This is a genomic window from Hahella sp. NBU794 (assembly GCF_050749805.1).
Taxonomy (GTDB): domain Bacteria; phylum Pseudomonadota; class Gammaproteobacteria; order Pseudomonadales; family Oleiphilaceae; genus Hahella.
In genome coordinates this window covers 5,759,816-5,784,413 of the sequence record NZ_CP192738.1, presented here as the reverse complement: position 1 = coordinate 5,784,413, position 24,598 = coordinate 5,759,816, and the positions used below count along the sequence as shown (strand labels likewise).

Genomic DNA, 24,598 nt, shown 5'->3' with positions numbered 1-24,598 from the left:
GTATCGGCTAGCCGCGGGATACTGGGCCTGATTAATACATCAGACTGCAATCAACTTGCGGTCATTTTGCCCCGGCAGCGTTTTATAACTGACGGAACGCGCGGCGGCCAGCTGGTAGGTCGGGCTCTTCACGGTGTCGACAAAACGCCAGTCCGCCCTGGCTTCGTCTGCGGTGAATGTCGTCAGCAGGTAGCCGCGCTGATTGACGTTCAGATACTGTAAATCGCTCACCAGCGTGGTCACGCCCAGTTCGGTCTGGGCAATCGTGGTCGCGTCATCGGGCAGGGAAAGGTAAGTTTCCAGACCGGGAGAGGACACCGAGGCGGTGGCGAACTCCACGCCGACATGGTCGCCGGACAGGGTTTTCAGATCGCTGGCCCAGGCGTTGTGAGTGTCTCCCGCCAGCGCCACCAGATTCTTGTTCATGGCTTTCGCCGTTTCGAACAAAACCTCCCGCTCTGCCGCGTAGCCGTCCCAGGCGTCCAGGTTGTAAGGCAGTACGGTTTCCACTCTTGCGCGTTCCGCATCCGTCACGCTGGGATCGCCCATCAGGATACGGCCCTTGATATTCGCCAGCTCGGCGAAAGCAGGCAGGATGGTGTTGGGATCTGGGTCCAGCAGCTGCGTCAGCAGTTCCGCGGGCAGCAGCATGCGCCCCATCAGTATTTGCTGGCCCAGCACCTGCCAGGTGGCGTTGGACGCGGCCATGGCGTTCTGCAGCCAGTTGCGTTGTTCCGCGCCCAGCAGCGTACGGTTGGCGTCGCTGACGTCTGCGCTGAACTGAGGCGCGTTGAAGTTCCCGCTGACCGGGTCCAGATAGTCGAGATAATCCAGCTGTTTGTCGCGGGCGAGCACCCGGGTGTCGAGCATGTAGAGGGACACCAGATCGCCGAACTGAAACTGGCGATAGATGATTTCGTGATTATCATCCACAACCGGTCGAATCGGCATCCATTCGAAGTAAGCCTGCAGCGCCGCTATTTTGCGATCCTCAAACTCGCCTTCGCCCTCATTGTGGTTTTTTGCGCCGGACTTCCAGGTGTCGTCGGCGACCTCATGATCGTCCCAGACGGTGATGAACGGCGTTTTGTGATGCAGCGCCTGCAGGTTGGCGTCGCTGCGGTATAGCGCATAGCGCTTACGGTAGTCTGCGAGGGTCAGGATTTCGTTGGCGTTGTCGTCCGGCAACGTGCGTCCGATGGCGGCGGCGTCTTCCGTCGCATAACCGCCAGCGCCGTATTCGTAAATGTAGTCTCCCAGGTGGATGACGGCGTCCAGGTCGTCATGCAACGCCGCTTCCGCGTATACGTTGAAGTGTCCGGCGGGATAGTTGGCGCAGGAGAACACGGCGAACTTCACCTGTTCCGGGCTGACCGTCGGTAAGGTTTTGGTGACGCCCGCCGGTGAGATCGCGCCGTTTGCGGTGAAGCGGTAGTAGTAAGTCGCTCCGGGTTGCAGGTTCAACACGTCTACTTTGACGGTGAAGTCCTGAGCGGCGGAGGTCTGCGTGGTTCCAGTGTGGAGCAGGTTGGTGAAACCTGCGTCGTCCGCCACTTCCCAGGATACCGACACCTCGGCGCCGGCATCATCGGGGAGGGCGCGGGTCCAGATGATCACCCGGTCGCTGAGCGGGTCGCCGCTGGCGACGCCATGACTGAAGGTCACCTGATAGGGCGCATTGCCGTCGTCATCGGAGCTGCATCCCATCAGACCAGTGGATATGGCCAACGCCCCATGCCGGCGGCGGTGACTTTGATAAAGTCGCGTCTGCTTATTTTTTTCATTATTCCTTTCTCTGTCCTGCTTGTGAAAGTCGCGCGGAAGATAGAGGGATAATGTTACATAAATATTTAATTTTGCTAGAAAATGCGGGCTTATTTCAGAAACTTGTGCGAATCATCACGAAATCAGATCCCAATAGAGCGGATCGCCAAAACGGTCCTGCATGTACTTGACGAAGACGCGAACCCGGGCCGCCAAATGCCGGTTAGGCGGGTATAACAGGCTCAGGTAAACCGGCGGCGCCTGATATTCCGGCAGCACGCTCACCAGACGCCCCGTCTGCAACTCCGGGCCGGCGATAAACGTGGGCAACAAGGCGACGCCAAGCCCGGCCACGGCGGCGTCGCGCAGGGCTTCCGCGTTATTGCAGCACAGCACCCCGTTCACCCGCACGCTGGTTTCCGGGGCGTCGCCGCGACGCAGCCGCCATGTGTAGCCGGAGGCGAGGTTGCCGTAATGCAGGCAAGGGCGACTGGCGAGTTCTTTGATGGTGCGAGGGCGACCATGCTGTTGCAGGTATCCCGGCGACGCGCACAACAGGCGTTTTGCTTCCACGATGGTATGTTCAATCAACGAAGGCGCTTCGCGGGTTTCCGCCACTCTCACCGTAATGTCGAAGCCTTCCGAGACCGGATCGACAAAACGGTCGTCCAACACCAGTTGTACGCGGATGTTGGGATAGCGCGTCATGAAGTCCGCCAGGGCGGAACTCAAGTGCAGAGTGCCGAAAGACATGGGCGCGTTGATTTTCAAATCGCCCTGCGGCTCCGCATGATCGGATTGAATAGCGGTTTCCGCTTCCTGCAGATCGTTAAGAATGGATTTGGCGCGCAGATAAAACGCCTGTCCGGTCGGGGTGAGAGAGACTTGTCGCGTCGTGCGGGCCAGCAGGGTGACGCCCAGTTCGTCCTCCAGCGCAATCACCTGTCGATTCACCTGCGAGCGCGACAGTCCCATCTCGCGCGCCGCCTTGGCGAAGCTCTCAGCTTCCGCCACCTTTACGAAGGCTGTAAGCCCCGCCAGTTTGTCCATGGCTTCCTCTCAATTGCCGTTGCCGTTTTCGGTTCAGCCTTTGTTTTGCGTGCACAAATACTGGTGTGCGTGCACAAATATTGGCGTACGTGCTCAAGTATTTAAAAATTGTCGCATATATAGCGACACTATGGCTCTATTCTGACTAATTGTTTACGAATATGAGAAGTTTAAACTGTCTCCATTCAACGAATACAGGAGGAGACAGTATGAATATTCGCAGATCACACGAGCGTGGCGTCGCCAATTTCGGTTGGCTGCACTCAAAGCATACGTTTTCGTTTGGACATTACTTCGACCCTGCGCATATGGGCTTTGGTCCTCTACGCGTGATCAATCAGGATCAAGTGACGCCGGGCGCAGGCTTCGATACGCATGGGCACAGCGATATGGAGATCATTTCCTATGTCGTGTCCGGCGCTTTGGAACACAAAGACAGCATCGGCAACGGCTCTGTTATCGTCCCGGGAGAGCTGCAACGGATGACTGCGGGAACCGGCATTCGTCATAGCGAATACAACCAGTCGCGGACAGAGGGCGTGGAGTTTCTGCAAATCTGGATTTACCCGGAGCAAAAAGGACTCAAACCGGGATACGAGCAAAAGGCGTTTGCGCCGGAGTCCATGACCGGCGTTTTTCGTCTGATCGGCAGTCGCGATGGCTCGCAGGACTCGGTGACGATCCACCAGGACGTTAACCTGTACGCCGCCCGTCTTAATGGCGCAGAGTCTGTCTCTCTCGATATCGATCCGCAGCGAGGCGTGTGGGTGCAGGTCGTCAAAGGGAGTGTGGCGCTGAACGGGGAAGCGCTGACGGGAGGCGATGGCGCGGGGCTGGAAAACGTCAGTCAGCTCACCTTCGCCAACGCGGACAATGCGGAAGTGCTGGTATTTGATATGAAAATGCAGGCGTAGAAGAGCGAGAGTCTCGATCCTGCAGGGAGGAACCCGTTAATATCCATGGGGTTGTCAAAAGCGAGCAAGGATATGTGTCGATGCTGATTCCCTATGAACTAACCACGGTGAACGAGCGTCTGCTGTTACGATGGATCAATCCCGACCAACTGGAGCTGCGGCCGGGATTTTTTCATGAGGCGGTGGAGGCGCTGCCGCAAGAGCAGCAATGCGCCGGGCTGACCCACTTTGAGGAACTGCTGAACGCGGAGGGCGTGGAAACGCCACCAGCGGGCCTGATTTTTCATACCAGCCGATGTGGCTCCACCTTGGCGTGTCAGATGTTGAAGCAGCATCCGCAGGCGCTGGTGCTGGGTGAGCCTTTCCTGTTGAACCAGATTGTGCGTCATCAACGTCTATCCCCCTCGCACAAAGTAGTCGCGTTGCGCCGTTGCGTTGGCTTATGGGCGCAATGGGCGGCGGAGACGGGGCGGCGCTTGGTGATCAAGTTGTCCTCCTGGAACCTGATGCATATTGATCTCTATCTGCGCGCATTTCATTGTCCGTCGCTTTGTCTGTATCGCGATTATCTATCCGTGCTGGAGTCATTACTGCGGGGAACGCCCAAGTGGCTTACCGCAGATTGGCCGCCACCGCCATTTACCGGCGCCAACGCGGAGCTATTACCGGATGCATCCTTGCTGACGCCGCAACAATCAGAAACCCCATCGGCGGATATAACATTGCTTGGCGCTGCAGCAGGAACATACTTGGGATTCGCCCAGGCGATGCTGGCGGCGTTGGCGTCTGATGCGTCAGTGCGGGTGATGGGGTATGAATCCATCGCGGACGCCTCAGCGGCGCTGGCGGAGCATTTCGGCTTGGAGCCGTATTTAGGTATAGAGCAGGATATGCTGAGCGCGACCCAGCGCTACTCGAAAGGTGAGTCTGTCTACGAAGCGCGTGACGCGAGAGATGAGCTAAAACGTCTGGATGCGCAGCTTGAGCAACACTATCCAGCCCTGAGGCTTGCCTTGCAGGCGGTTTATTCGCGCCTGCAACCACACCGACAATTACTCGGAGGATAAAAAGCGCGGCAGGTAGGTGGAAGCTTTCACATAGCTCTCGCTGTCGGCGCCGCCAGTAATGATGGCGCCATCGACTCTGAGCCAGGCATGCGCTTTTAAGCCGCCGTCGGAGCCGTTTTCTTTAAGAACGCCCAGATGGATAACATAAGGCGTCCTGTAAAACCCCAATAGCGTTCTGGCCATAATCGCTTGCGCCAGACACTTACACTCCCACGGCGTATAGCGGGCGACCAAACGGCAAACGGCTCCGATGCGTCGCGCCAATAATTGTTGCTCCGCAGGGGCGTAAAACAGTGCTTCATGATTCGCAGACGCGCGCCCCAAAACCCAGGCGAAACGCCGAAACGGTAACCCCCAAATCATCACACGCACCATTGCGCTGTACGGAAACAAAAACGCCAGCCACAATTTCTCCTGACGTGGAAGTCGCCAGGCGGTTTTGAGTTTGCGCCGTAAGGTCGTCATAGAGCTGGGCAGTTCACTGCGCTTTATGCATTAATGGATGTCGTCATAATGGTTTTAGTGTAGTTGAAGTCAGGTGGTATTAATTAGGCGGACAAATCGATTCTTTCTATTTGTCTTCTGCGGCTAGCCGCCGCGCAGGCGCATCCATGCGCCTGATTATTAACATGCCAATATCATTGCCATATTAATAACGAGGGGAAGACCTTGATCGATAATGAACAAATCAGACGTCAGTTGGCGGCGGAGTTGAATGAGGCGCGGCGGAACTTGGCGGCTCCTTCGGAATTTCTTGCGCCTTTGGTGCAGTACTTCGATGCGCAGAAAAATGCGGATATCGCCGCGAAGCTCGCGCTAGACCTGTTGGAGGCTTTTGATTACTGGCGTAATCCAGAGCAGTGGAGTGAGCCCCTGGCCCCGATTAAAGCTGCGTGCATTGAGTGGTATTACGATGGAAGCGACCCGCCGGAAGCGCTTGGTTATGTCTATGCCTCTGTGAAAAACGCCATGGACGAAGACCCTGACTTCGGTGTCCGACTGATTGACGGCTCCTGCGGGTTTGAGCTGCCGGAAGCCTGCTTCCCCCTATATGAGTTCTACGAAGCTCGCCGGGACGATGAGAATTTTCCTGAAGAAGAATATGAAGCGATTTACCAACTTTATGAACGCCGCGTGTTTTACTGCCTGCATATTGCGTTGGCGAATGTAACGGGATCAGAGAGTTTCAAGGCGCTGCCTGTTGATCGCCCCTTTTACTTTTACGCGAACGAACACTGTGACTCTCCTCACTTGCTTTTTATCCTGGATGCCGAGACGGCATTGAGCGAGGCCTATGAGCTGGGGCGCTCCGAGGCGATCTACATTGACGAACTATCTGATTGGGTCTCGTCGCTGACGTCATAGTCGATGCCCGCAAGCGCGCCAACTTGCCCCCAGGGGTGTCGCTGTTTATGCTTTTTAGACAGAAATAACCTCTGCAGAGTCTCAGTAGCTTATGGTGCGAACTCGTGGCGTAGTCCTGGCATTGGCGCTCATTTTAGCCGGGTATACCTCATCCGCCGCTGAGACGGCGCGCATCGCTATTGGCGAATGGCCGCCTTATCTTTCTGAAGAACTGCAGCATTACGGTATGGCGGCGCATATTGCGGAAGTCTGCTTCAAGGCGGCGAATGTTGATGTAGAGGTTGGCTTCTTCCCTTGGAATCGGGTGGCGCTGTTTGTGGAAAACGGACTTTGGGACACCTCTATTCTGTGGGTGAAAACGGAAGAACGGGAAAAGGTTTACCTGTTTTCCGATGTGATTTTTGAAGGCTCCGCTGTTTTCTTTTACGCCAAAGCGCGGCCTATGCAGTGGCGCGACTACAAGGATCTGGTAGGACTCAAATTCGGCGGCCTGATGAGCGCCAGCTACCCCTGGTTTGAAGCCGCCAAAGAACAGGGAATCAACCTGGAAATGGAAGTCGTATCCGACGAACGCCTCAACTTCGCCAAGCTACTCACCGGCCGCATAGACGCCTTCTCTCTGGATAAGTACGTCGGCCTGTATATCCTGCACAAAAACTTTCCCCAGGAATCCAACCTCATTACCTACAACCCCACCCCCATCGAATCCTGGCCCTACCGACTCATCTTCACCAAAAATCCACGGGGAGAAAAAATGCGCAACGCCTTCAATAAGGGACTCAAAATAGTCCAGGAAAACGGCCTGCTGGAACAGCTGTTGGACGATGCGGCTAATGGGCGGTATGTGGGCCGTTCAGCCGAGTGACTTTGCGGGTTTTATATCGTTAATTTTTGATTGTTCTGAAGTGGAAACAAAGTACTTGTCACTGAATGTTCTTGGTGGGTAAACTCGCTACGCTAAAACTAACTATTTGTTTTGTTTAAATATTGAGCAGTATCGTGTCCAATAGGGATATGGAACAGAGCGCAGCATCCTGCGCGCTATACACAGCATTAATTTTACTAGGCCACTGACGACAGGCGCAAAGTCTGCCGTCAGTGGCTTTTTTATGCGTTAAAAAAGTCAGTCGGAAGGATTTAGGAGTCATCAAATGGTTGCGGTTGTATCAGGGGAAGGTCTGGGATTGTTTGGCGCGTCCTTGTCAGGCGCGGGCGCGGGACTGTCGCAAGCGGGCGTGGGCCAGGGCGGCGAGCGGGTCTACGTCAATGCGGCCACAGGCAACCTGGTGCTGCAGCGCCGCGATGAGCTGCTGTTAGGCGCGGGGCGTGACGCCAGCCTGATCCGCACTTATAACAGCCAGGGCCGCTTCACTGACGACAACGGCGACAACTTCTACTTCAGCTTCAACCAGCGCCTGGAATTCAACGGCGGTACCCTGAACAAAGCCGGCAGCGTGATCACGCGGATCGCCGGCGACGGCAGCCGCACGGATTATCGTTATGACGAGAGCCGTGGACTGTATGTCTCCAGCGTCGGCGAAGGCGCTCACGACACTCTGGAATTCCGCGGCGGAACCGGCGCTGACGCGTTCCTGTGGACGGAAGGCGAGAGCGGCGCGCAGGAAGTGTACAGCTGGCAGGGCAAACTGAGCGCGCTGGCCCATCGCGACGAACCCGGACGGGTGACCATCAGCCGCAGCGCGGCCGCGACGACCCTGACGACGGCGTCCGGGGAGAAGCTGGAGATTCAGTACGACGGCTCTGGGCGGGCGGTGCTGGTGAAGACGGTGGGCGCGGACGGCGCGCAACGCAACCAGACCTATTACGGCTATGACGCCCAGGGACGCCTGACGACGGTGACGGTGGACCTGACCCCGGCGGACAACAGCATCGGCGACGGCCGCACTTTCGTGACGCGCTACAGCTACGACGGCGACAGCAAACGCGTGGCGAAGATGCAGGCCAGCGACGGCGTGTCGGTGAGCTTCCAGTACCAGAACATCGGCGGCGAATACCGGGTGACCCGGGTCACCCAGGGCGACGGCGCGGACGCCATCGTCACCGCCTACGCCTATGATCTGGCGCAGCGCACGGCGACGGTGACGCGGGTGCTGGACCCAGCGACGCTGAGCGGCCTGCAGACGGTGCTGCGCTACGACGAACGCGCGCGCCTGGTGGAGCTGCGTCTGCCGCAGCAGGACGGCGCCCAGAGCGTGCGCCGCTACGCCTACGACGCCGACGACAACCTTATCCAAAGTACGGACGCCGACGGCTACAGCGAGACCTACCGCTACGACGCCATGGGCAATCTGCTGACCCATACCGACCGTTTGGGGGGCGCCACCGACTACACCTATAACGCCTACAACCAGACCCTGACGGAAACGACGGACGGCGCCACCCAGCGCTACGTTTACGACAGCGAACATCGCTTGCGTTACCGCGTGGACGCCGAGGGCGGCGTCACCGAATTCCGTTACAACAACCAGGGCCAGTTGACGGCGACCCAGGGGTACCTTGCGCGCTACGACCTGAGCGACCTGAGTCCCAATCAACCGTTGAGCGAAGGATCTCTTAATACGTGGGCGCCTGGCGCCCGGGCGCAGGGAACCACCCTCACGGAATACGACTACGACTTCCGCGGCCAGCTGAGCCGTCAGACCCGCTACAGCAAGACCGACGCCACGGGCGCGGGAATCGGCGCGGCGACGACGCACTTTATCTACGACGCGGAAGGGCGCCTGCTGAAACAGGTTAACCCCGACCAGGCGGCGCCGACGGAGAACGCGAGCGCGGCCCCGGAGAGCCTGGGGCATCGCACGGGAGAAACGCTGTACGTCTACGACGGCCTGGGCCGATTGCTGTCGGTGAAGGACGCGCTGGGCGCGGTGACCACGCAGACCGAATACCAGGGCGCGACCATCCTGAGCCGCGACGCGGCGGGCCTGCAAAGCGTGAAGACGTACAACAGCGCCGGCGCGCTGATCGACGTGGTGGAGCGCGACGCCGGCGGCGTACAGCTGGGCAAGGCGCAGCAATACTACGACGCCCAGGGCCGGGTGATCCGCAGCGTGGACGCACAGGGCGCGCAGACCCGCTATGTTTATGACGGCCAGGACCGGGTGCGCTTTGAGATCGACGCCCTGGGTTACGTCACGGAGAACCGCTACGACGCCCTGGGGCGGGTGACGCAGGCGCGTCGCTATGAGACCGCCTACGGCGGCGCCGTCAGCCTGGCGGCGCTGGAGACCTTCGCCGGGGGCCAGAGCGCGATTACCACGCGACGCTTCTACGACGCTGAGGGCCAGGTGCGTTTCGACATCGACGCCCAGGGTTATGTCACCGGTTATGAGTACGACGGACAAGGACGCGTTGCGAAGAAGACCCGCTACGACAAGGCGGCGGACCTGAACGCCGCCAACCTGGCGTCGCTGGCGGCGCATGCGCCGAGCTGGCGTGGCGACGGCGTTGTGCAGATTGACGCGGGACGGATTATCAAGACCGCCGCCACCGGGCTCAGCGGAGGCCGGGCGGTGGCGAACGAAGCGCTGCAACAAGGCCGCGGCGCGCTGGAGTTCACCGTGGCGGCGCTGCCGACCGGGGCTTCCCTGGGTGCGGTGGGCTTCAATAAGAACCCGGAGACCGTCCTGACCGGCAACGATTATCTGAATGAAGTGGACCTGGGCGTCTTCATCCGCGACCCGGACGGCGCGGGTTCACAGGGCCACAGCCTGATGATCCAGGTGAACGGCGTGCGCACGGAGCCAACCTCGGCGACGCCGATACAGGTTGGCGACCGCCTGCGCATTGAAATGCGGGGCGCGGACGCGCGTATCCTGCTTCAGCGCTCTGGCCAGCACGGCTTCACGCTGATTCAGACCCTCACGGGCGTGGTGGATGCGAACGCGATTTACACGGCGCAAACCAACCTGTACGGCGCGGGCGCGGCGATTGAAGCCGTGGCGCTCAGCGGCGATGCGGACTACCACAGCGCGGGCGTTTCCACCCGCTACGTCTATGACGGCAAAGGCCAAGTGCGCTTCGAGGTGGACGCGCAAGGCTACGTCACGGAGAACCGCTACGACGCCCAGGGGCGCGTGGTGGAGACGGTGCGTTACCTGGACGCGCAGGCGCTGACGCCGGCGCAGTTGGCGCAACTGCAGCGGCAGGCGGACAGCGGCGCGTTGGGAGGCGTGGGAGACGTTGTCCTGGACAGCGAAACCCTGCCGGCGCCGGCGGGCTGGAGCGAGTCGACCAGCGCCGCAGGATATGAAGGGCGGCAGTACCTGACGGCCAAAGGCGCATCCACCGCCGTGTCGTGGCGCTCGGCGCTGACGCAGGCGGGACGCCATGGCGTGTACGCGACCTGGACCTCGCACGCGAACCGGGCGAGCAACGCGACCTATCGGATACATCATCTGGACGCCGCCGGCAAGGCGACCGTGACGGACGTGACAGTGAACCAGCGGACGCAGGGCGGGCAATGGGTATTGCTGGGCGACTTTGACTTCGGCGCGGAAGGATGGGTGGAGCTGCTGGGCGGCGGAGACGGCTATGTGGTGGCCGATGCGGTGAAATTCACGCGCGCGAACTACGCCACGCAGAGCAAGAAAGTCGCGTACGACGCCCAGGGACGGGCGCGTTTCAGTCTGGACGAACAGGGCTACGTCACCGAGAACCGTTACGACGCGGCGGGCCGGGTCGTGGCCACCCTCCGCTACGACAGCGCCTACCCGGGCGACGCATGGGGCGAGAGCGATCTGGAGAGCTTCGTCAGCGGCAAAACCCCGGCCTCCCATTCTCGTTTGGTCTACGACGCCAAAGGCCAGGCGCGCTTCACTATCGACGCCCTCGGACAGGTGACGGAGAACCGCTACGACAGTCTGGGCCGTATAACCGAAAAACTCAGTTACAGCTCCGCCTACACAGGCTCAGCCTTTACCGAAAGCGCCCTGCAGAGCTTCATCAGCGGCAAAACGCCCGCCGCCCATTCCCGACTGGTGTATGACGTGAAAGGCCAGGTGCGCTTCACTGTCGATGCTCTGGGCCAGGTGACGGAGACCCGTTACGACAGTCTGGGGCGGGTAATTGAAACGCTCAGTTACGACGGCGCTTATACCGCTTCGACCGTTACGGAAAGCAATCTGCAATCCTTTGTCAGTGGCAAAACCGTTCTTTCTAAATCCCGCGTGATCTATGACGCGAGAGGCCAGGCGCGTTTCACCCTCGACGCTTTGGGGTATGTCGCCGAGAACCGCTACGACGCCCAAGGGCGGGTAACGGAGAAACAACGCTTTAATGCGATCTACACCGGTGCGGACTTTAGTGAAAGCGCCTTGCAGACGTTCACGAACGGCAAAACCCCGGTTTCCCATTCCCGATTGGTCTACGACGCTAAAGGCCAGGCGCGCTTCACGATCGACGCCCTGGGTCAGGTGACGGAGAGCCGCTACGACGCTTTGGGCCGTGTCACGGAAACGTTGCGTCATGACGTGACGGTGGATGTAAACCGGGCGTGGAGCGAATCGGAGCTGGTGGTGGCGTTGGGACAGGTGGTCTGGACGGACGTGTCCGGTCGTCTGGAAGTGAACGGCAGTGGCGTTAAGAATCTGGGCGGGGTGGGCGACTGGTCGGAAGGCGCGCGCTCGAAGCAAGTGATTCGAGGCGAGGGCTATGTGGAGTTCAGCGCTGCGCCACCGCAACAGCGAGTGATCGTGGGTCTGAACAGTGCGGACACGATGAAGTCGTATCAGGACATTGATTACGGACTGCTGTTTAACATCAGCGGGGAAATCCAGATCCGGGAAGAAGGTGTCTGGAAGCAGAACATGGAGGGGGTGACGCAGCACCCGGACAACCGTTATCGCATTATGATGAAAGACGGGCGCGTGCATTACTACGTGAGACCGGCGGGCCAGAGCGAGTACCAGGAAGCGTATGTATCAGAGCGCCTGCCAGAGGCGGATAAGGCGTATTTTGTGGATACTTCCTTCCATGACGCCGGCGCGGAGATACGCAATGTGGCGTTGACGCCGGAGGGCGTTAAGACGCGCTACGTCTACGACGTCAAAGGCCAAGTACGTTTCACCCTTGACGTCCTGGGGCAAGTGACGGAGACCCGTTACGACAGCCTGGGCCTGGTAACCGAAAAGCTCAGCTATAGCCATGCCTACACGGGCGGCGTTTTCACCGAAAGCGCCCTGCAGACCTTCGCGAACGGCGCAACCCCGGCTTCTCACTCTCGTTTGGTGTATGACGCCAAAAACCAAGTGCGTTTTACAGTTGACGCTCTGGGGCAAGTGAGCGAGACCCGCTATGACGCATTGGGGCGAGTGATTGAAACGCGCATCTACGATGGCGCTTATACGGGCTCCAACGCTTCGGAAATCGATCTGCAGTCCTTTATCAGCGGCAAACCCTCTCACTCTCAATCCCGCGTGGTTTACGACGCCAAAGGCCAGGCGCGCTTCACCATTGACGCTCTGGGCTATGTCACCGAGAACCGTTACGACGCCCTGGGACAGGTGGCGGAAAAACTCAGCTATGACCGCGCCTACGCCGGCCCGGATTATAGCGAAGCGGCGCTGACCCAGTTCGCCAGCGCACAAAGTCAGCCGCGCAGCGGGCGCCTGGTGTATGACGCCAAAGGCCAGGTGCGGTTTGAGATCGACGCGCTGGGCCATGTGACGGAGCGGGAATACGACGCGGCGGGACGGGTGATCGCCACCTATCAGTACAACGGGGCGTTGCCTGCGAACGCGACCTACACCGAAGCGGGCGTGGAGCAATGGCTGCCGCAGGCGGCGGAGTGGTCGAAGCGCACCGGCGCGCTGGTGGGCGGTTCGTCGCGCATTGAGCAGCTGGACGTACCGGAAGCGAGAGACTTTACCGGCAGCGTGAGATCGCGGCAGAGCATTCGGGGCGAGGGCTACGTTGAATTCAGCCTGCCCTCGGAGGGCGTCAATGCCGTGTTCTGTGGTCTGAGCGAGAAGGATGGGGGCACTACCTACGAGGACCTGAACTTTGCGTTTTACCGCAAGCAGGGCGGCGTGGTGCGCTGCTATGAAGACTCGACCAAGGTGAAGGAGCTGGGTGTGCTGCCCGGGGACACCCGTTACCGCATCGAGCTGAAAAACGGCAAGGTCAGCTACTACATCAAACGGGAAGCTGACGCCGGCTTTACGCTGGTGTACGCCTCCGCGAAAGCGGCGGACCCGAGCAAGGCGTACGCCATCGACAGCTCTTTCTATAAAGGCGGCTCCCTGCTGAAAGACGTGGTGATCGGAACGCGGCTGGACGCCCCGGCGGGACGGGTGAACGTCAGCCGCACGATCTACGACGCGCGCGGTCTGGCGCGCTTCAGCCTGAACGCCCTGGGGCAGGTGACGGAGACCCGTTACGACGCGGCGGGCCGGGCGACGCAGACGCTGCGCTACGAAACCGCCTACAGCGGCGCTGATTACAGCGAAGCGGCGCTGGCGCAGTTCGTCGCGGGCGAGACCCGGGCGCAACATGCCTACATGGTGTACGACAGCCTGGGCCAGGCGCGCTTCAAGCTGGATCACCAGGGCCATATCACCGAGCTGGAATACGATCACAATGGCCAGGTGACGCGCACCCTGAGTTACGTCGCGGCCTATGACCTGAGCCAGCCGCTGACGGCGGCGGCGCTGGAAACTTATGTGCAAGGCCACGCTTCAGCCGGGGACCGGGTGGAGCAGGTCTTCTACGACGCCCGCGGCCTGGAAATCTACCGGATAGACGCCGGCGGACGCCTGATCGAACAGGAGTACGACCACGCTGGCCGTCTGACCCATCGCGTGCGCTACGCCGCCAGCCTAAATCTCGGAACCGCCGCGACCCTGACGCACGTGACGCAGGCGGCGGACGCCCATCGCAGCGCGGCGGCGAACCAGCACAGCCGTCGGGTTTACGACGCCCTGGGACGCCTGCGCTACAGCCTGGACGGCGAGAACTACGTCTCGGAAACCCTGTACAACGGACAGGGGCAGGTGACGGAAGAACGCCGTTACGCCGCCCCCTGGACCCAGGCGGCGACCCTGAGCGCCCTGTCGGGGCTGCATCCGGATGCGGAAACCCGCATCACCCGCTACGCCTATGACGACGCCGGTCGCAAGATCAGCCAGTCGCAACGGCTGATGACGGGCGGCGCGGAAACCTGGATTACTGAAAGCTACGCCTACGACGCCCACGGCAACCGCACGGCGGTGACCGACGCGCGGGGCAACGTCACCACCTTCGCCTACGACGCGGACAACCGCCTGATCGCCAAACTGACGCCGAAAGACTCCATCGACGATGCGGACATCAGCGCCAGCGCGCGCAAAGGCGCCGTGACGCGTTACCAGTACGACGGCTTCGACAACCTGATTCAGGAAAGCCAGTACATCACGGAAGTGTCGATCCATGAACGCACGGCGGCGGATTACGCCACGGCGAACGTCCCGGCGAATAACGACCCGGTGAGCGGAGATCGGCACACCCGTTACGAATACGACGCCCTCAATCGCCAGGAGCGCATCCGCACGCCGGAACTCAATGGCGTCTCCACATTGACGCGCAAGGAATACGACCGCTACGGCAACGTCATCGCCCTGATCGAAGCGGAGGGCTCCGCCCTGGAGCGCACCACGCGCTATGAGTTCGACGACCTGAACCGGGTGGTGAAGGAAACCAAAGCGTTCGGTACGGCGGACGCCAGCAGCACCGGCTACGTCTACGACGCCTTCAATCAGGTGGAGCGGGTGATCGATCCGCGCGCCTATGAGATTCTCGACAGTCAAAGCGACTGGGCCAAAGGGGAGCGGGAGCGCTTGCGCCTGCTGGCGGAAAACTATCAGGCCAACCCTGCGGGACTGTGGCAGTCCCAGCAGGCGCAGTGGCTGAAGGACAATGCGTTATTGCTGAGCTTCCTGAGCCGGGAGCACCTGCCCGAGGGCGAGCACCGGGCGTTGCTGCTGCAGATTTACAGCAAATCCCAGACGTTTGACGCGCGGGGCCTGAAAACCTCGGAAACCAACGGCGAAGGCTATACGACATACACGCAATACGACGCGTTCGGCAACATCATCTCGGTGACCGATCCGAGCGGCGCCACCGGCTACTTCTTCTATGACGCCCTCAATCGCCAGACGCTGCAGGTCAGCGCCGGCGGCGCGGCGAAGGACTTCACCTACAACGCGGCGGGCCAGGTAGTCGCCCAGCGCAGCTGGGCCAACCGGATCAACGCGGCGTTCCTGGCGGGCAAAACCGAGGCGCAGGCGCGGGCGATGCTGACGGCGGACGCGGCGCATGACCAGTTCACCCGCAGCGACTTCGACAGCCTGGGCCGACTGACGACGCAGACGGCGCAAGCGACCTCGGGGCAACAGGTCGTGGAAAGCTACGGCTATGACGCGCAGGGCAACCGGATCAGCTGGACCGACCGCGGCGGCCATGTTTACGCCTACCGTTATGACGCGCAGGGGCGCCTGCTGGAGACCATCAAACCCAGCGTGCGGGTGACCTTCAACGCCGACGCGAGCCTGACCGGAGAGCGGCGTCTGAGCGACCGCAACAGCTACGACGCATTGGGCAACCGCATTCGCGTGGTGGAAGGCGGCTATCGCGATGCGGACGGCTCCTACAAAACCATCAGCGGGCAGACGCGCGCGACGGAATACGTTTACGACAAACTGAACCGGGAAGTTCAGGTGTGGTCGGACCTCATCGATATTAGCTTCGCCAACGACGCGGGCGAGATCCGCCGCTATAACCGGGTGCGGCAGGCGACCCAGCGCGAATACGACGCCTTGGGCAACCAACTGAAAGAGACCGTGCAGGCGTTTCAGGTGGACGGCGCCAACCGACCCACGACGGCGGTGGGGGCGCAGCGCACGCAACTGTTCGAATACGATAACCTGAGTCGGGTGACGGCGGCGGTGGACGCGGCCGGCGCCGTGACCGCCTACGACTACGACCCCAGCGGCAACCGCATCCTGGAGCGACGTTACGGCGAGGCCTTGAGCAATCCCGGCAATGCCGCGCTGGCGGCGTTGCTGAGCAAAGATACGGACGATTACCGGGAACTGCGTTACACGTTCGACCTGAACAACCGTCAGGTGGAGACGCGGACCCGGGGCGAAACCCACTTTGATCTGGCGCTGAGCAATCAGCAACTGGCGGCGCTGACCCAGGGCGAAAGCGCCGTGAGCAAGGGCTTCTACAGCTCCGCGTACAGCCAGGAAGAGGTGGTGACGCAAACGCTCTACAACCGTAACGGCGACGTGATCGCGGAGCGGGACGGTCGCGGCGGCGTGACGCGTCACTTCTATACGGCGCAGGGCGACCTGCAGGCGACGTTGGCGGCGGGCGTCACGGATTACCAGCGCGATGGGGGAGCGGTGACGGTGACCCGTCATCACGCCCTGACGCAATGGACCACGGACGCATTAGGTCAGATCCGGGAGCAGGTCCAGTACGCCTATGAGGCGAAAAATCCAGCAGAAACGGCGACCCTGGCGGAGCTGCTGGCGAACGTGGCGGCGCAGCGGGCGGCGGCGGAGAGCGACGCGGCGAAGCTGGCCGGACGCGACCTGGCGGACCTGAGCGACGAAGAAGTGGCGCAGAAACTGGTGCGGGGCGACCGCAGACAGACTTACGACTATGACCGCCTGGGACGCCGGATCACCGAAACCGTGCACGGCGTGGAGGACTACCAGTTCGTGAACGGGGCGCCGAAGAAGACCACGGCGAGCAGTCGCAGCACCCGCTACGACTACGACAACCTGAACCGCCTGCAACGCACGATTGCGCCGGGAGAAGGCGCGGAGACGCTGCGTACGCTGGAGACGACCTACGACGCCCTGGGCCGCAAGACGACGGAGAAAGGACAGAGCTTTACGGACTACAAAGGCCGCATGGCGCGCGCGACCGTGACCTATGGTTATGACGCGTTAGGACGTCAGGTGACGCAGACGCGGGTGGCGCTGGAGGCGGGCGCCAACCAGACCAGCCGCACGCTGGTGAACGCGCTGGGCTTTGCGGTGGCGGACATTGACGCCAGCGGCGCGCGGACGGATTACGCGACGGACGCGTTCGGCGCGGTGGCGGAGAAAAGCTGGAGCCAGCGGCAGGCGGAAGGCGGCAGCCAGAGCTACTGGAACCGTTACTGGTATGACGGCGCGGGCCGTGAAATCAAACGCGTGGACACCACCGGCCTGAGTCACGAGACGCGCTATAACGGCTACGGCGACATCACGGCGAAAGGCATGAACGGGCAATTCCAGGAGCAGTTCAAGTACGACCGCCTGGGCCGCCTGTTCAGCACCAACAAGGAAACCGGCGCGCCGCAGCTTTACCTGTACGACAAGAACGGCAACGCCTCGGCGGAATTCATTCTGGTGGACGATCTGAAGGACGCGTCAGGCAATCCGATCGACCTGGCGACGCTGACGTCGCCGGAGCAGGTGAAGGCGCTGGGCGTGCTGCAGACGCAGATGAAAGTCAGCGTGTATGACGAACGCAACCGCCATACGGACACCTTTGAGGCGCCTCATGATTACAGCCAGTTGGAAGCGGATATTTTAAAAAGTAACGAGACGATTACTGACTGGAAATCCGATGCCGATTGGCAACTGGGCGCCGATGATGTCGGAAAGATACGTTTTGAAGACAGCGTAGGACCCACGGTTACTGGCGCAGATACCGTAATTAATACTTCCTTAACGCAGCAACCCCGGACTGAAGAAGTTACTGTCAATGGCGGCAAGCCAGGACCGACCACGCAAAAAATTAATGTCACTGACCTCGGCGCTAATTTGAGCGGACTCATGGGGTTCCTGGGCATCAGTCCCGAGGCGTGGAGTAAGTCGGGCTCGTCTTATGGCGCCATCAGCCTTAATGCCGGGACCAATAGCTACGCCAGCGCCTGGAAGGGTGAGGGGCCGTTAGAGAAAGTAAATGGCGCGTTTGAAAAAACGATTATTCGGATTTGGAATCGTAATGAGAACGGGATTACTTATATCTATCGGGATGTAGAAACGCAGCGATATATTCTGACCTCGAATACAGAAGTCGGCGCGGAGCAAATCGTTTCCATCAACGTGGCGGATGAAGACGGCTATCAGGTAAATACGATAAAAACCCGCGACGGTGAAATTAAAGTAACAGGCTATCGAACCTCCAATCACGATGCAGGCAGGTTCAGATTAGAAAACCAGGTTGAGACGCGTTATAGCAATTTAAGTTCTGAAGGGTTCGGGCGTATTCAGGCGGTTAAGCAGTCTACAGTACGTGTAGACGCGACGGAGAACATATATGGCTCCCATGGTGACTTTAAGTTTAAAGTTACACTTCCTTCGGAGTTAGTAAAGCTTAACGTACCTATTATGGTCACCTTCGGCACTGCTCACCCTACGTTTCCTGATTTAATCTTTCACCAGATTGGAGAGCCAAAAGAGTGGGGGCTTGGGGCTTCAGAGATAGAGTTTTCCGCCAAACATTTATGGACAGCTAGACACGACGATCACGAAAACTCTCATGATCACGATCCTATATTGTTTAAGTTTAAATTTACTATTCCTGGATTTGGAGGGGAAAGTATTCTGGACCTCTTTTATAAGACTGAAAGGGGAAGTCAAACGTTAAAAATTAATAAAAGCATATCAGGAGTAACTAATAAGGCGTTTTTGATTATTGATGACGCTAATTCTTATGTCGAAAGGCTGACAGGAAATGTTGCAGGTATAGACTTATCTACGGCGCAGCGCTTGGGTAATAATCGCTTTTTGGTTCGGCTCGGCAATGGTCAGTATGATTTGTCTTATGCTACATGGGGGCAAGGCTCGACAGGTAAATTAAATGAGGTTAAGCAATTTATTAACCTGACGGATCAAGCGCCATTAAAAGACACGACAGCCCAGTTCAATGTTTGGAAGACGGTAACTAATAGGAAGCTGGTCTACAAGGCTTCCGCCACACCTACGAGCTCTAATCAAAACGCTTTAGAACCTCTCGTCCAGGAAAATGATCAGCAACAACGTATTTTTCAGAGTTACAGGACAATGTGGACGTTGGGAGGCCAGACTACTTATCAAATCCATCGCCGGCAGCGTTACAACGCCTTTGGCGAAGTGGAGCAGGAAGTGGATGGCCGGGGGAACGCCACCCACCTGGCGTATGACGCACAAGGCCGTCTGACCCATAAAATCGATCCTAAGGTCGAAGTGAGTCAGGACCACGCCGTCAATGGCGTCTTAAAGTCGCTGAATGCCCATCCTATCACTCGTTATTTCTATGACGCCTCAGGGAATTTGGTGGCCAATCAGGATGCGAACAGTTATCTGGCGGAAAAGAAAGCAGGCTATTTCATTAAAAACAACGCCGCCTTCTATCGGGGCCAGACCTATTCTGCGGGCATAGTCGCAAGCGAAACCAATGCGCTGGGGCACGGCAAAACCTACCGATATGACCAGCTTGGCAATAAGCGCCTGGTGATTGATGAGCTGGGCCAGTATCACAGCTTTGTGTATGACAGCATGGGCAGACTGACGGAAGTCAGACGCTTCGAAAACCTGGCGAAGTACAACAATGCTGGCGATAGTTATACCTCTGACAAGTACTCTTATGATGAACTTGGTAATAGGGTGGCGCATACCAATGCGCGAGGCCATGTTGAAAAATATGTCTACGACGGGGAAGGACGCATCGTTAAACATATTGGATTTAATGATGGAAGTCAGGGAAGCGGGGCTAACGAGACCTCATACGAATATCGCTATGTCAGTAGCATTGGCGGTATAGGCGGTTATAAAAAGGTCACAAAAAATGGCCTGTCCACAGAAACTGACGCTAGCTATAAAACGACGTCGGACCTGACTGATGAGACGGATTACTTTGGCCGGATTCGCACTCACCAGGATTTGGGTGGGCATCAGTTTGTGTATGAATATAATCGGGCGGGCTGGCTGCAGAGACAGAGCACTTCAAACAGCGCTTACACCTATACGGATGGGGATATTCCTGCAGAACTGCTGTCGGATAACTCGCATCCCTCGAGAGGGTTGCAGGATATTCAGTATGAATACTACGCGAATGGCCGCGTGCGTCGTATCAGCGACAAAGGCGCGGGGAGTTATTCGGAGTTCAAGTATGATGCGAACGGGAATGTGGAAGAGGAAACGTACCGTCGCTCCCCCTTTACGGAACTGGATAGCATTGCTGGCGCCGGGCTGGAACAGAACTCGCTGCCATATCAAAACGTCAGAGCGACCTATGATGCGTTGAACCGCGTGGTCAGCATCCGCGATGACGACTACGACCTGACTTACTCCTATGACGCTGTTGGCAACCGGCGCCATATGAAGTCCATCTATGACGACTATCTCATCACTGATAAGAATAAAGGCGAGGATATTAAGACCCAGGACTTCTATTACCTTTACGATAAGGAAAACCGCTTCATCGTAACGATGGGGGCGTTGAGCGCTGGGGCGACGCAAAGCATATATGCCGGCAATACGGGGCATGAAATTGGCTATGATCAGGGCGGACGCCGCATCATGGATAACAGCGCGTTACTGAACAAAGACGGCGCTCCTGTCGAGAGCCGCCAGAAGTTTGAGTATGACGCTTATGGGCGAGTGCGCGCAGTCTGGCTTGAAGATGCGAGCCTTAAAGGCAAGACCGGCGAAGGCGTGAGGGCGGATGGTTACGCACGGGTTGCGGTGCGTGAGACGGATGAGCTGGGGCGAACAACCATACATTCACAGTATTCTCATTACCTTGACGCCGCTGGAGCTGTAAAAGAACGCCTGGAAAGCCTGCATCATTACGACTATAACGCCAATAATCAGGTGTTGACGGACACGGTTTATAAAGACGCTTCCATGAGTCCTGGCAGCCGTAAGTCCATTTTGACCTACACCTATCTGAATGATGGACAAACGCTCAAACAAACGTTTCTGGATGATTTGGCGAACGATGATGGAGATGTCACGACCACATATCACTATTTGGCGCGTGACCGCTGGGATAGCTACAAGGCCAGCAAGGTTACCGTATCCGCGTCTGTTGGCGCTGGCGCGTCCTATTACATCTATGATGCGAACGGCCACACTCGCTGGGTCTATGATCATCAGGATCAGCGGACTATCTCCTATGTCAACAATCAGCGCGGTCAGACCATACAGCGCAATGAAATAGACAGGAATAACAACGGTCAGGAGAAGTCCATCCGTCGTAAATTCTACTATTTGGATGGCATTGTGCGCGGCGACATTGGTAACGATGGCGTTCCCTCAAGGACGGACTACGTTCAACAGTTGGCTGAAAATGGAGATCATAGCGTTGTTGTCGGTCAGGAGTCGTACTCCTATCTCAAGACTTCTGACAAAGACAGTAATCGCAGCTGGTTGGTTACAGGAACCAGAGATATCAAAAAGCAAGTCGGGTATTCCAGTTATTACAGAATAACGCCTGTGACTTCGGCGGATTTCGACCAGAACTTCCAGCCGATTAACTCCGACTACCCCGGCAAGGCATCCTCTTACTACGAGGTTCATGAAGGGGACAAACTGTCTTCGATCGCCGCCAGCATGTGGGGAGACGCCAGTCTTTGGTATCTGCTGGCGGACGCCAATGGCCTTTCCGGCGATCAGGATCTGAAAGCCGGTTTAAGTCTGGTGATCCCAAATGTGGTCACCAACATTCACAATAACGCCAGCACATTCCGTCCCTATGACCCGGGACTGGGCCTAGGCGACACAACGCCATCGTTGCCTGAGCCTCCGCCTCCGCCCAAGAAGGGTAAATGTGGCGCCGCCTTTGTTGTCATGGTGATTGCTATCGCTGTTGCGGCCATTGTGGCTCCTTATGCGACCGCCATGCTGACGCAATCATTCAGCGCTGCTGCAGCGGCGCAAGGCGCTGCTTCAGTTGCTGGAGGCTTAGCGGCTTCTGTTGGCTCTAGTGCGGGAGTTGGCTTTGGTCTGAGTGCGGGAGTGGGCGCTGGATTTGGAGCGGTAAGCGCAAGTGTCGGCGTTGCGACCTCTTTTGCAAGTTATGCTGCTATGGCTGGAGGAGCCTTCATCGGAGGGGTTGCAGGGAGTGCTGTATCTCAGTTGGCGGCTAAAGAGCTTGATCTACAGGATCACTTTTCTCTGCGGAGCGCAGTTAGAAATGGTCTCACTGCCGCCGCTACTGTCGGAGTTAATAGCTTTGTAAATGCTTCAGGATGGTATCAGTGGGCGCAAATGGCGGCGACAGCCGCAGCAGGCGTCGGGGCAAACTATCTCGCAGGCAAAGCCACAAAACTCCCCACCACCTTCCGCTGGAGAGACGTCGCCACTAGCTTTGCTACTGCATCGGTGATGAACGGCATTGGCATTGGGGATAAGAATGCGTTTTACAACCAAGGACTAAGCAGCTACGTCGATGGCATACTCCCAGGCAGTATTAGGAACAATGACATTGCCCGCAATGCCATCCAAGGCTTCACCGCCGGCGCAGTATCCGAAGCCGTTCGCGTAGCGGTTTATGACAACGAAGACTATCGTCCTGATTATGTGGGAATGATAGCGGGGGTTGTTGGTAGTACGTTGGGAGGTTTGGCGCTTGCTGGTATAGCTGGACGTGGCGAAGAAAGTGCTGCTTCTGAAATAAAGACCAAGCACAATTTGAGTGAATTCCCTGAAGCTAGAAAAGTAAACGGAGTTTGGGTTGATGATTCAGGTAGTCCGTTACCGCTGATGTTGGCGAGCAATAATTCCTTGCCGCCTAGGGGGTACGATAACTGGGAAGATCTTGATCGAGATTTCATTGGTGAAGACTACACTAACCCAGAAATGACTCCCGAGAAGAAGCCAGAAAGCAATTTGAGTAAGATTGAAAACTATGTAAATAGCAAAGCTCTTATTGCAAACATGGCATCGGATGGGACTATATTTGGGGATGTGGATGCTTTCTTTGTGAACTATATTATGGCCCCAGTAGTGAACACTGCAGGGCTGACGCTAGGAGTTATAGGAGATGCTTCTGTTTATTTAGAAGAAGAATATAAAATTCCGATGGCGATGGTGGGAGGTGGCGTTCTAACTGAACTCAGTATGCTGGGGACGGCTGCAAAAGAGACTGCTATATATGCACGAGCAAGCTTGTCTACACCTGCCAGACCTATTTATGTGGGGTCGAAAAGTGAAATACCTCTTGGACAGCGCTATCCAAATTACCAGCGCGGTGGGAAAAAGGTAGAATATGTTGTTGCTCCAAACAAGTTAATTCATGGCGGAGTTCCAATTCGAAATGTCCCAGAGGGTAGAGAATTACTACATATAGAGTTGGCCGAACAGGCACAAGCTCTTCGAGATAAAGTTTTACCAGGAAAAGCAATAGGAAAAGCAAATATAGCTGCAGCTCGGCTTGAGTTAGATGAAGGATCGGTTCTTCTTCAGCAGGCGACAAGTCGTCGCAATGGACCAATACCAGAAAAACCAATACCTAGGTCTGAAGGAGGTTTTTTCGAACCTACCAAGCATCTCGACAACAATGGCAATGGCAGAGTGATGGAAACAGATGCAGAGTTTAAAATATTTGATGATTTCGCTGGTCAATTAATGAAATTACCCGAAGCAAGTAGACGAGGCACTCTGGACTTGTTTACTGAAATGAGTATGTGTACTAGTTGCTCAGGTATCAAGACGCAATTTGAAGCGATGTTTCCTAATATTGAAGTAAATGTCAGTTTCAAGAAGGAGTTTCAATGATGTTTGATAAATTTGAAATTAAAGGTGAACTCGACGAAAATTTGTTATCTACTCTGAAATCTATGTGGAATACAGAATACAGCGATTTGTATGACGATTTGTATTTTGGTGGAGATAATTTGTCTGATCATGACCTAGAGGAAGATATAAGGGCTCTTCTAGAAACTCGTAGGGCAAGAAACGAACAGGTTTTTCAAAGGGATTTTTATATTGGATTGAGTTTTTGTCATGCAGTATTGCCGTCATTATCTGGCAGTTTGAGTAGCGATTCTATCGAGCCATTTACTGAATTTTTGAGGTTGGTTTCAAAGGGGGAATGCGTAGAAGTAAGATCGTTACCAGGTTTGCCATCAGTTGATGAAGTTCCAGGAATAGTAGGTGAGTCAGTTAGTGTATTTCACGACATGAGAAGAATGGTAGAAACTAGAAATTCGCTAGATGCGATCATGAGTATGGTTGACAGCTGTATATTGGGATCGGCGATATGCCATGGTTCCTCAGATAAAAGGGCAATATTTAATTGGTTTATTACCTGCGTAATTCCATCCTCTGAAGTATTTGAAGTTCCTGCAGTAATTTATACAGTAGATACGAAACTTCCGGAAGCTTGGAGCTACTACAAGTTGTAGTTTTAAAAAATTACTGAATCTTAATAAAACACCTATATCATCTAAGG

9 protein-coding genes are annotated in these 24,598 nt (G+C 57.2%); 6 read left to right on the top strand and 3 right to left on the bottom strand.

The features are described from left to right. Nucleotides 1-39 precede the first annotated feature (39 nt). The gene (locus tag ACQYWX_RS25200) at nucleotides 40-1,728 is read right to left on the bottom strand and encodes an alkaline phosphatase D family protein (RefSeq protein WP_431686772.1); all 1,689 of its coding nucleotides are present in this window, start codon (nucleotides 1,726-1,728) and stop codon (nucleotides 40-42) included. Nucleotides 1,729-1,899: 171 nt separating this feature from the next. Next, the gene (locus ACQYWX_RS25195; RefSeq protein WP_431686771.1) at nucleotides 1,900-2,814 is read right to left on the bottom strand and encodes a LysR family transcriptional regulator; all 915 of its coding nucleotides are present in this window, start codon (nucleotides 2,812-2,814) and stop codon (nucleotides 1,900-1,902) included. Nucleotides 2,815-3,023: 209 nt separating this feature from the next. Between ACQYWX_RS25195 and ACQYWX_RS25190 the strand changes: the two genes are divergently transcribed. Together ACQYWX_RS25190 and ACQYWX_RS25185 are read left to right on the top strand one after the other, a co-directional pair. Further along, on the top strand, nucleotides 3,024-3,728 hold the full coding sequence (locus ACQYWX_RS25190) for a pirin family protein (RefSeq protein ID WP_431686770.1): 705 nt from the start codon (nucleotides 3,024-3,026) through the stop codon (nucleotides 3,726-3,728). An 80-nt stretch (nucleotides 3,729-3,808) separates the two neighbouring features. Beyond that, entirely contained in the window at nucleotides 3,809-4,795 is a 987-nt protein-coding gene (locus ACQYWX_RS25185; protein ID WP_431686769.1) for a hypothetical protein, read from the top strand. Here the strand turns inward: ACQYWX_RS25185 and ACQYWX_RS25180 are convergent. After that, entirely contained in the window at nucleotides 4,781-5,260 is a 480-nt protein-coding gene (locus tag ACQYWX_RS25180) for a lasso peptide biosynthesis B2 protein (RefSeq protein ID WP_431686768.1), read from the bottom strand. The two genes, ACQYWX_RS25185 and ACQYWX_RS25180, sit on opposite strands and share 15 nt — an antisense overlap. A 204-nt stretch (nucleotides 5,261-5,464) precedes the next feature. Between ACQYWX_RS25180 and ACQYWX_RS25175 the strand changes: the two genes are divergently transcribed. From ACQYWX_RS25175 to ACQYWX_RS25160, 4 genes are all read left to right on the top strand, one after another. Further along, a complete protein-coding gene (locus ACQYWX_RS25175) occupies nucleotides 5,465-6,160 on the top strand; it encodes a hypothetical protein (protein ID WP_431686767.1) in 696 nt (231 codons plus the stop codon). Between the two features lie 91 nt (nucleotides 6,161-6,251). After that, nucleotides 6,252-7,025, top strand: coding sequence for a substrate-binding periplasmic protein (locus ACQYWX_RS25170; protein WP_431686766.1), 774 nt, complete (start codon nucleotides 6,252-6,254; stop codon nucleotides 7,023-7,025). Between the two features lie 286 nt (nucleotides 7,026-7,311). After that, entirely contained in the window at nucleotides 7,312-23,922 is a 16,611-nt protein-coding gene (locus ACQYWX_RS25165; RefSeq protein ID WP_431686765.1) for a deaminase domain-containing protein, read from the top strand. Further along, nucleotides 23,919-24,551, top strand: coding sequence for a hypothetical protein (locus ACQYWX_RS25160; RefSeq protein WP_431686764.1), 633 nt, complete (start codon nucleotides 23,919-23,921; stop codon nucleotides 24,549-24,551). The genes ACQYWX_RS25165 and ACQYWX_RS25160 overlap by 4 nt, the downstream gene beginning before the upstream one ends. Nucleotides 24,552-24,598 lie beyond the last annotated feature (47 nt).

Bases quoted from the DNA above. Each gene is read 5' to 3' on its own strand.
- ACQYWX_RS25165 (WP_431686765.1), top strand. From the start codon at position 7,312: ATGGTTGCGGTTGTATCAGGGGAAGGTCTGGGATTGTTTGGCGCGTCC.
- ACQYWX_RS25195 (WP_431686771.1), bottom strand. From the start codon at position 2,814: ATGGACAAACTGGCGGGGCTTACAGCCTTCGTAAAGGTGGCGGAAGCT.
- ACQYWX_RS25190 (WP_431686770.1), top strand. From the start codon at position 3,024: ATGAATATTCGCAGATCACACGAGCGTGGCGTCGCCAATTTCGGTTGG.
- ACQYWX_RS25160 (WP_431686764.1), top strand. From the start codon at position 23,919: ATGATGTTTGATAAATTTGAAATTAAAGGTGAACTCGACGAAAATTTG.
- ACQYWX_RS25180 (WP_431686768.1), bottom strand. From the start codon at position 5,260: ATGACGACCTTACGGCGCAAACTCAAAACCGCCTGGCGACTTCCACGT.
- ACQYWX_RS25170 (WP_431686766.1), top strand. From the start codon at position 6,252: ATGGTGCGAACTCGTGGCGTAGTCCTGGCATTGGCGCTCATTTTAGCC.
- ACQYWX_RS25185 (WP_431686769.1), top strand. From the start codon at position 3,809: ATGCTGATTCCCTATGAACTAACCACGGTGAACGAGCGTCTGCTGTTA.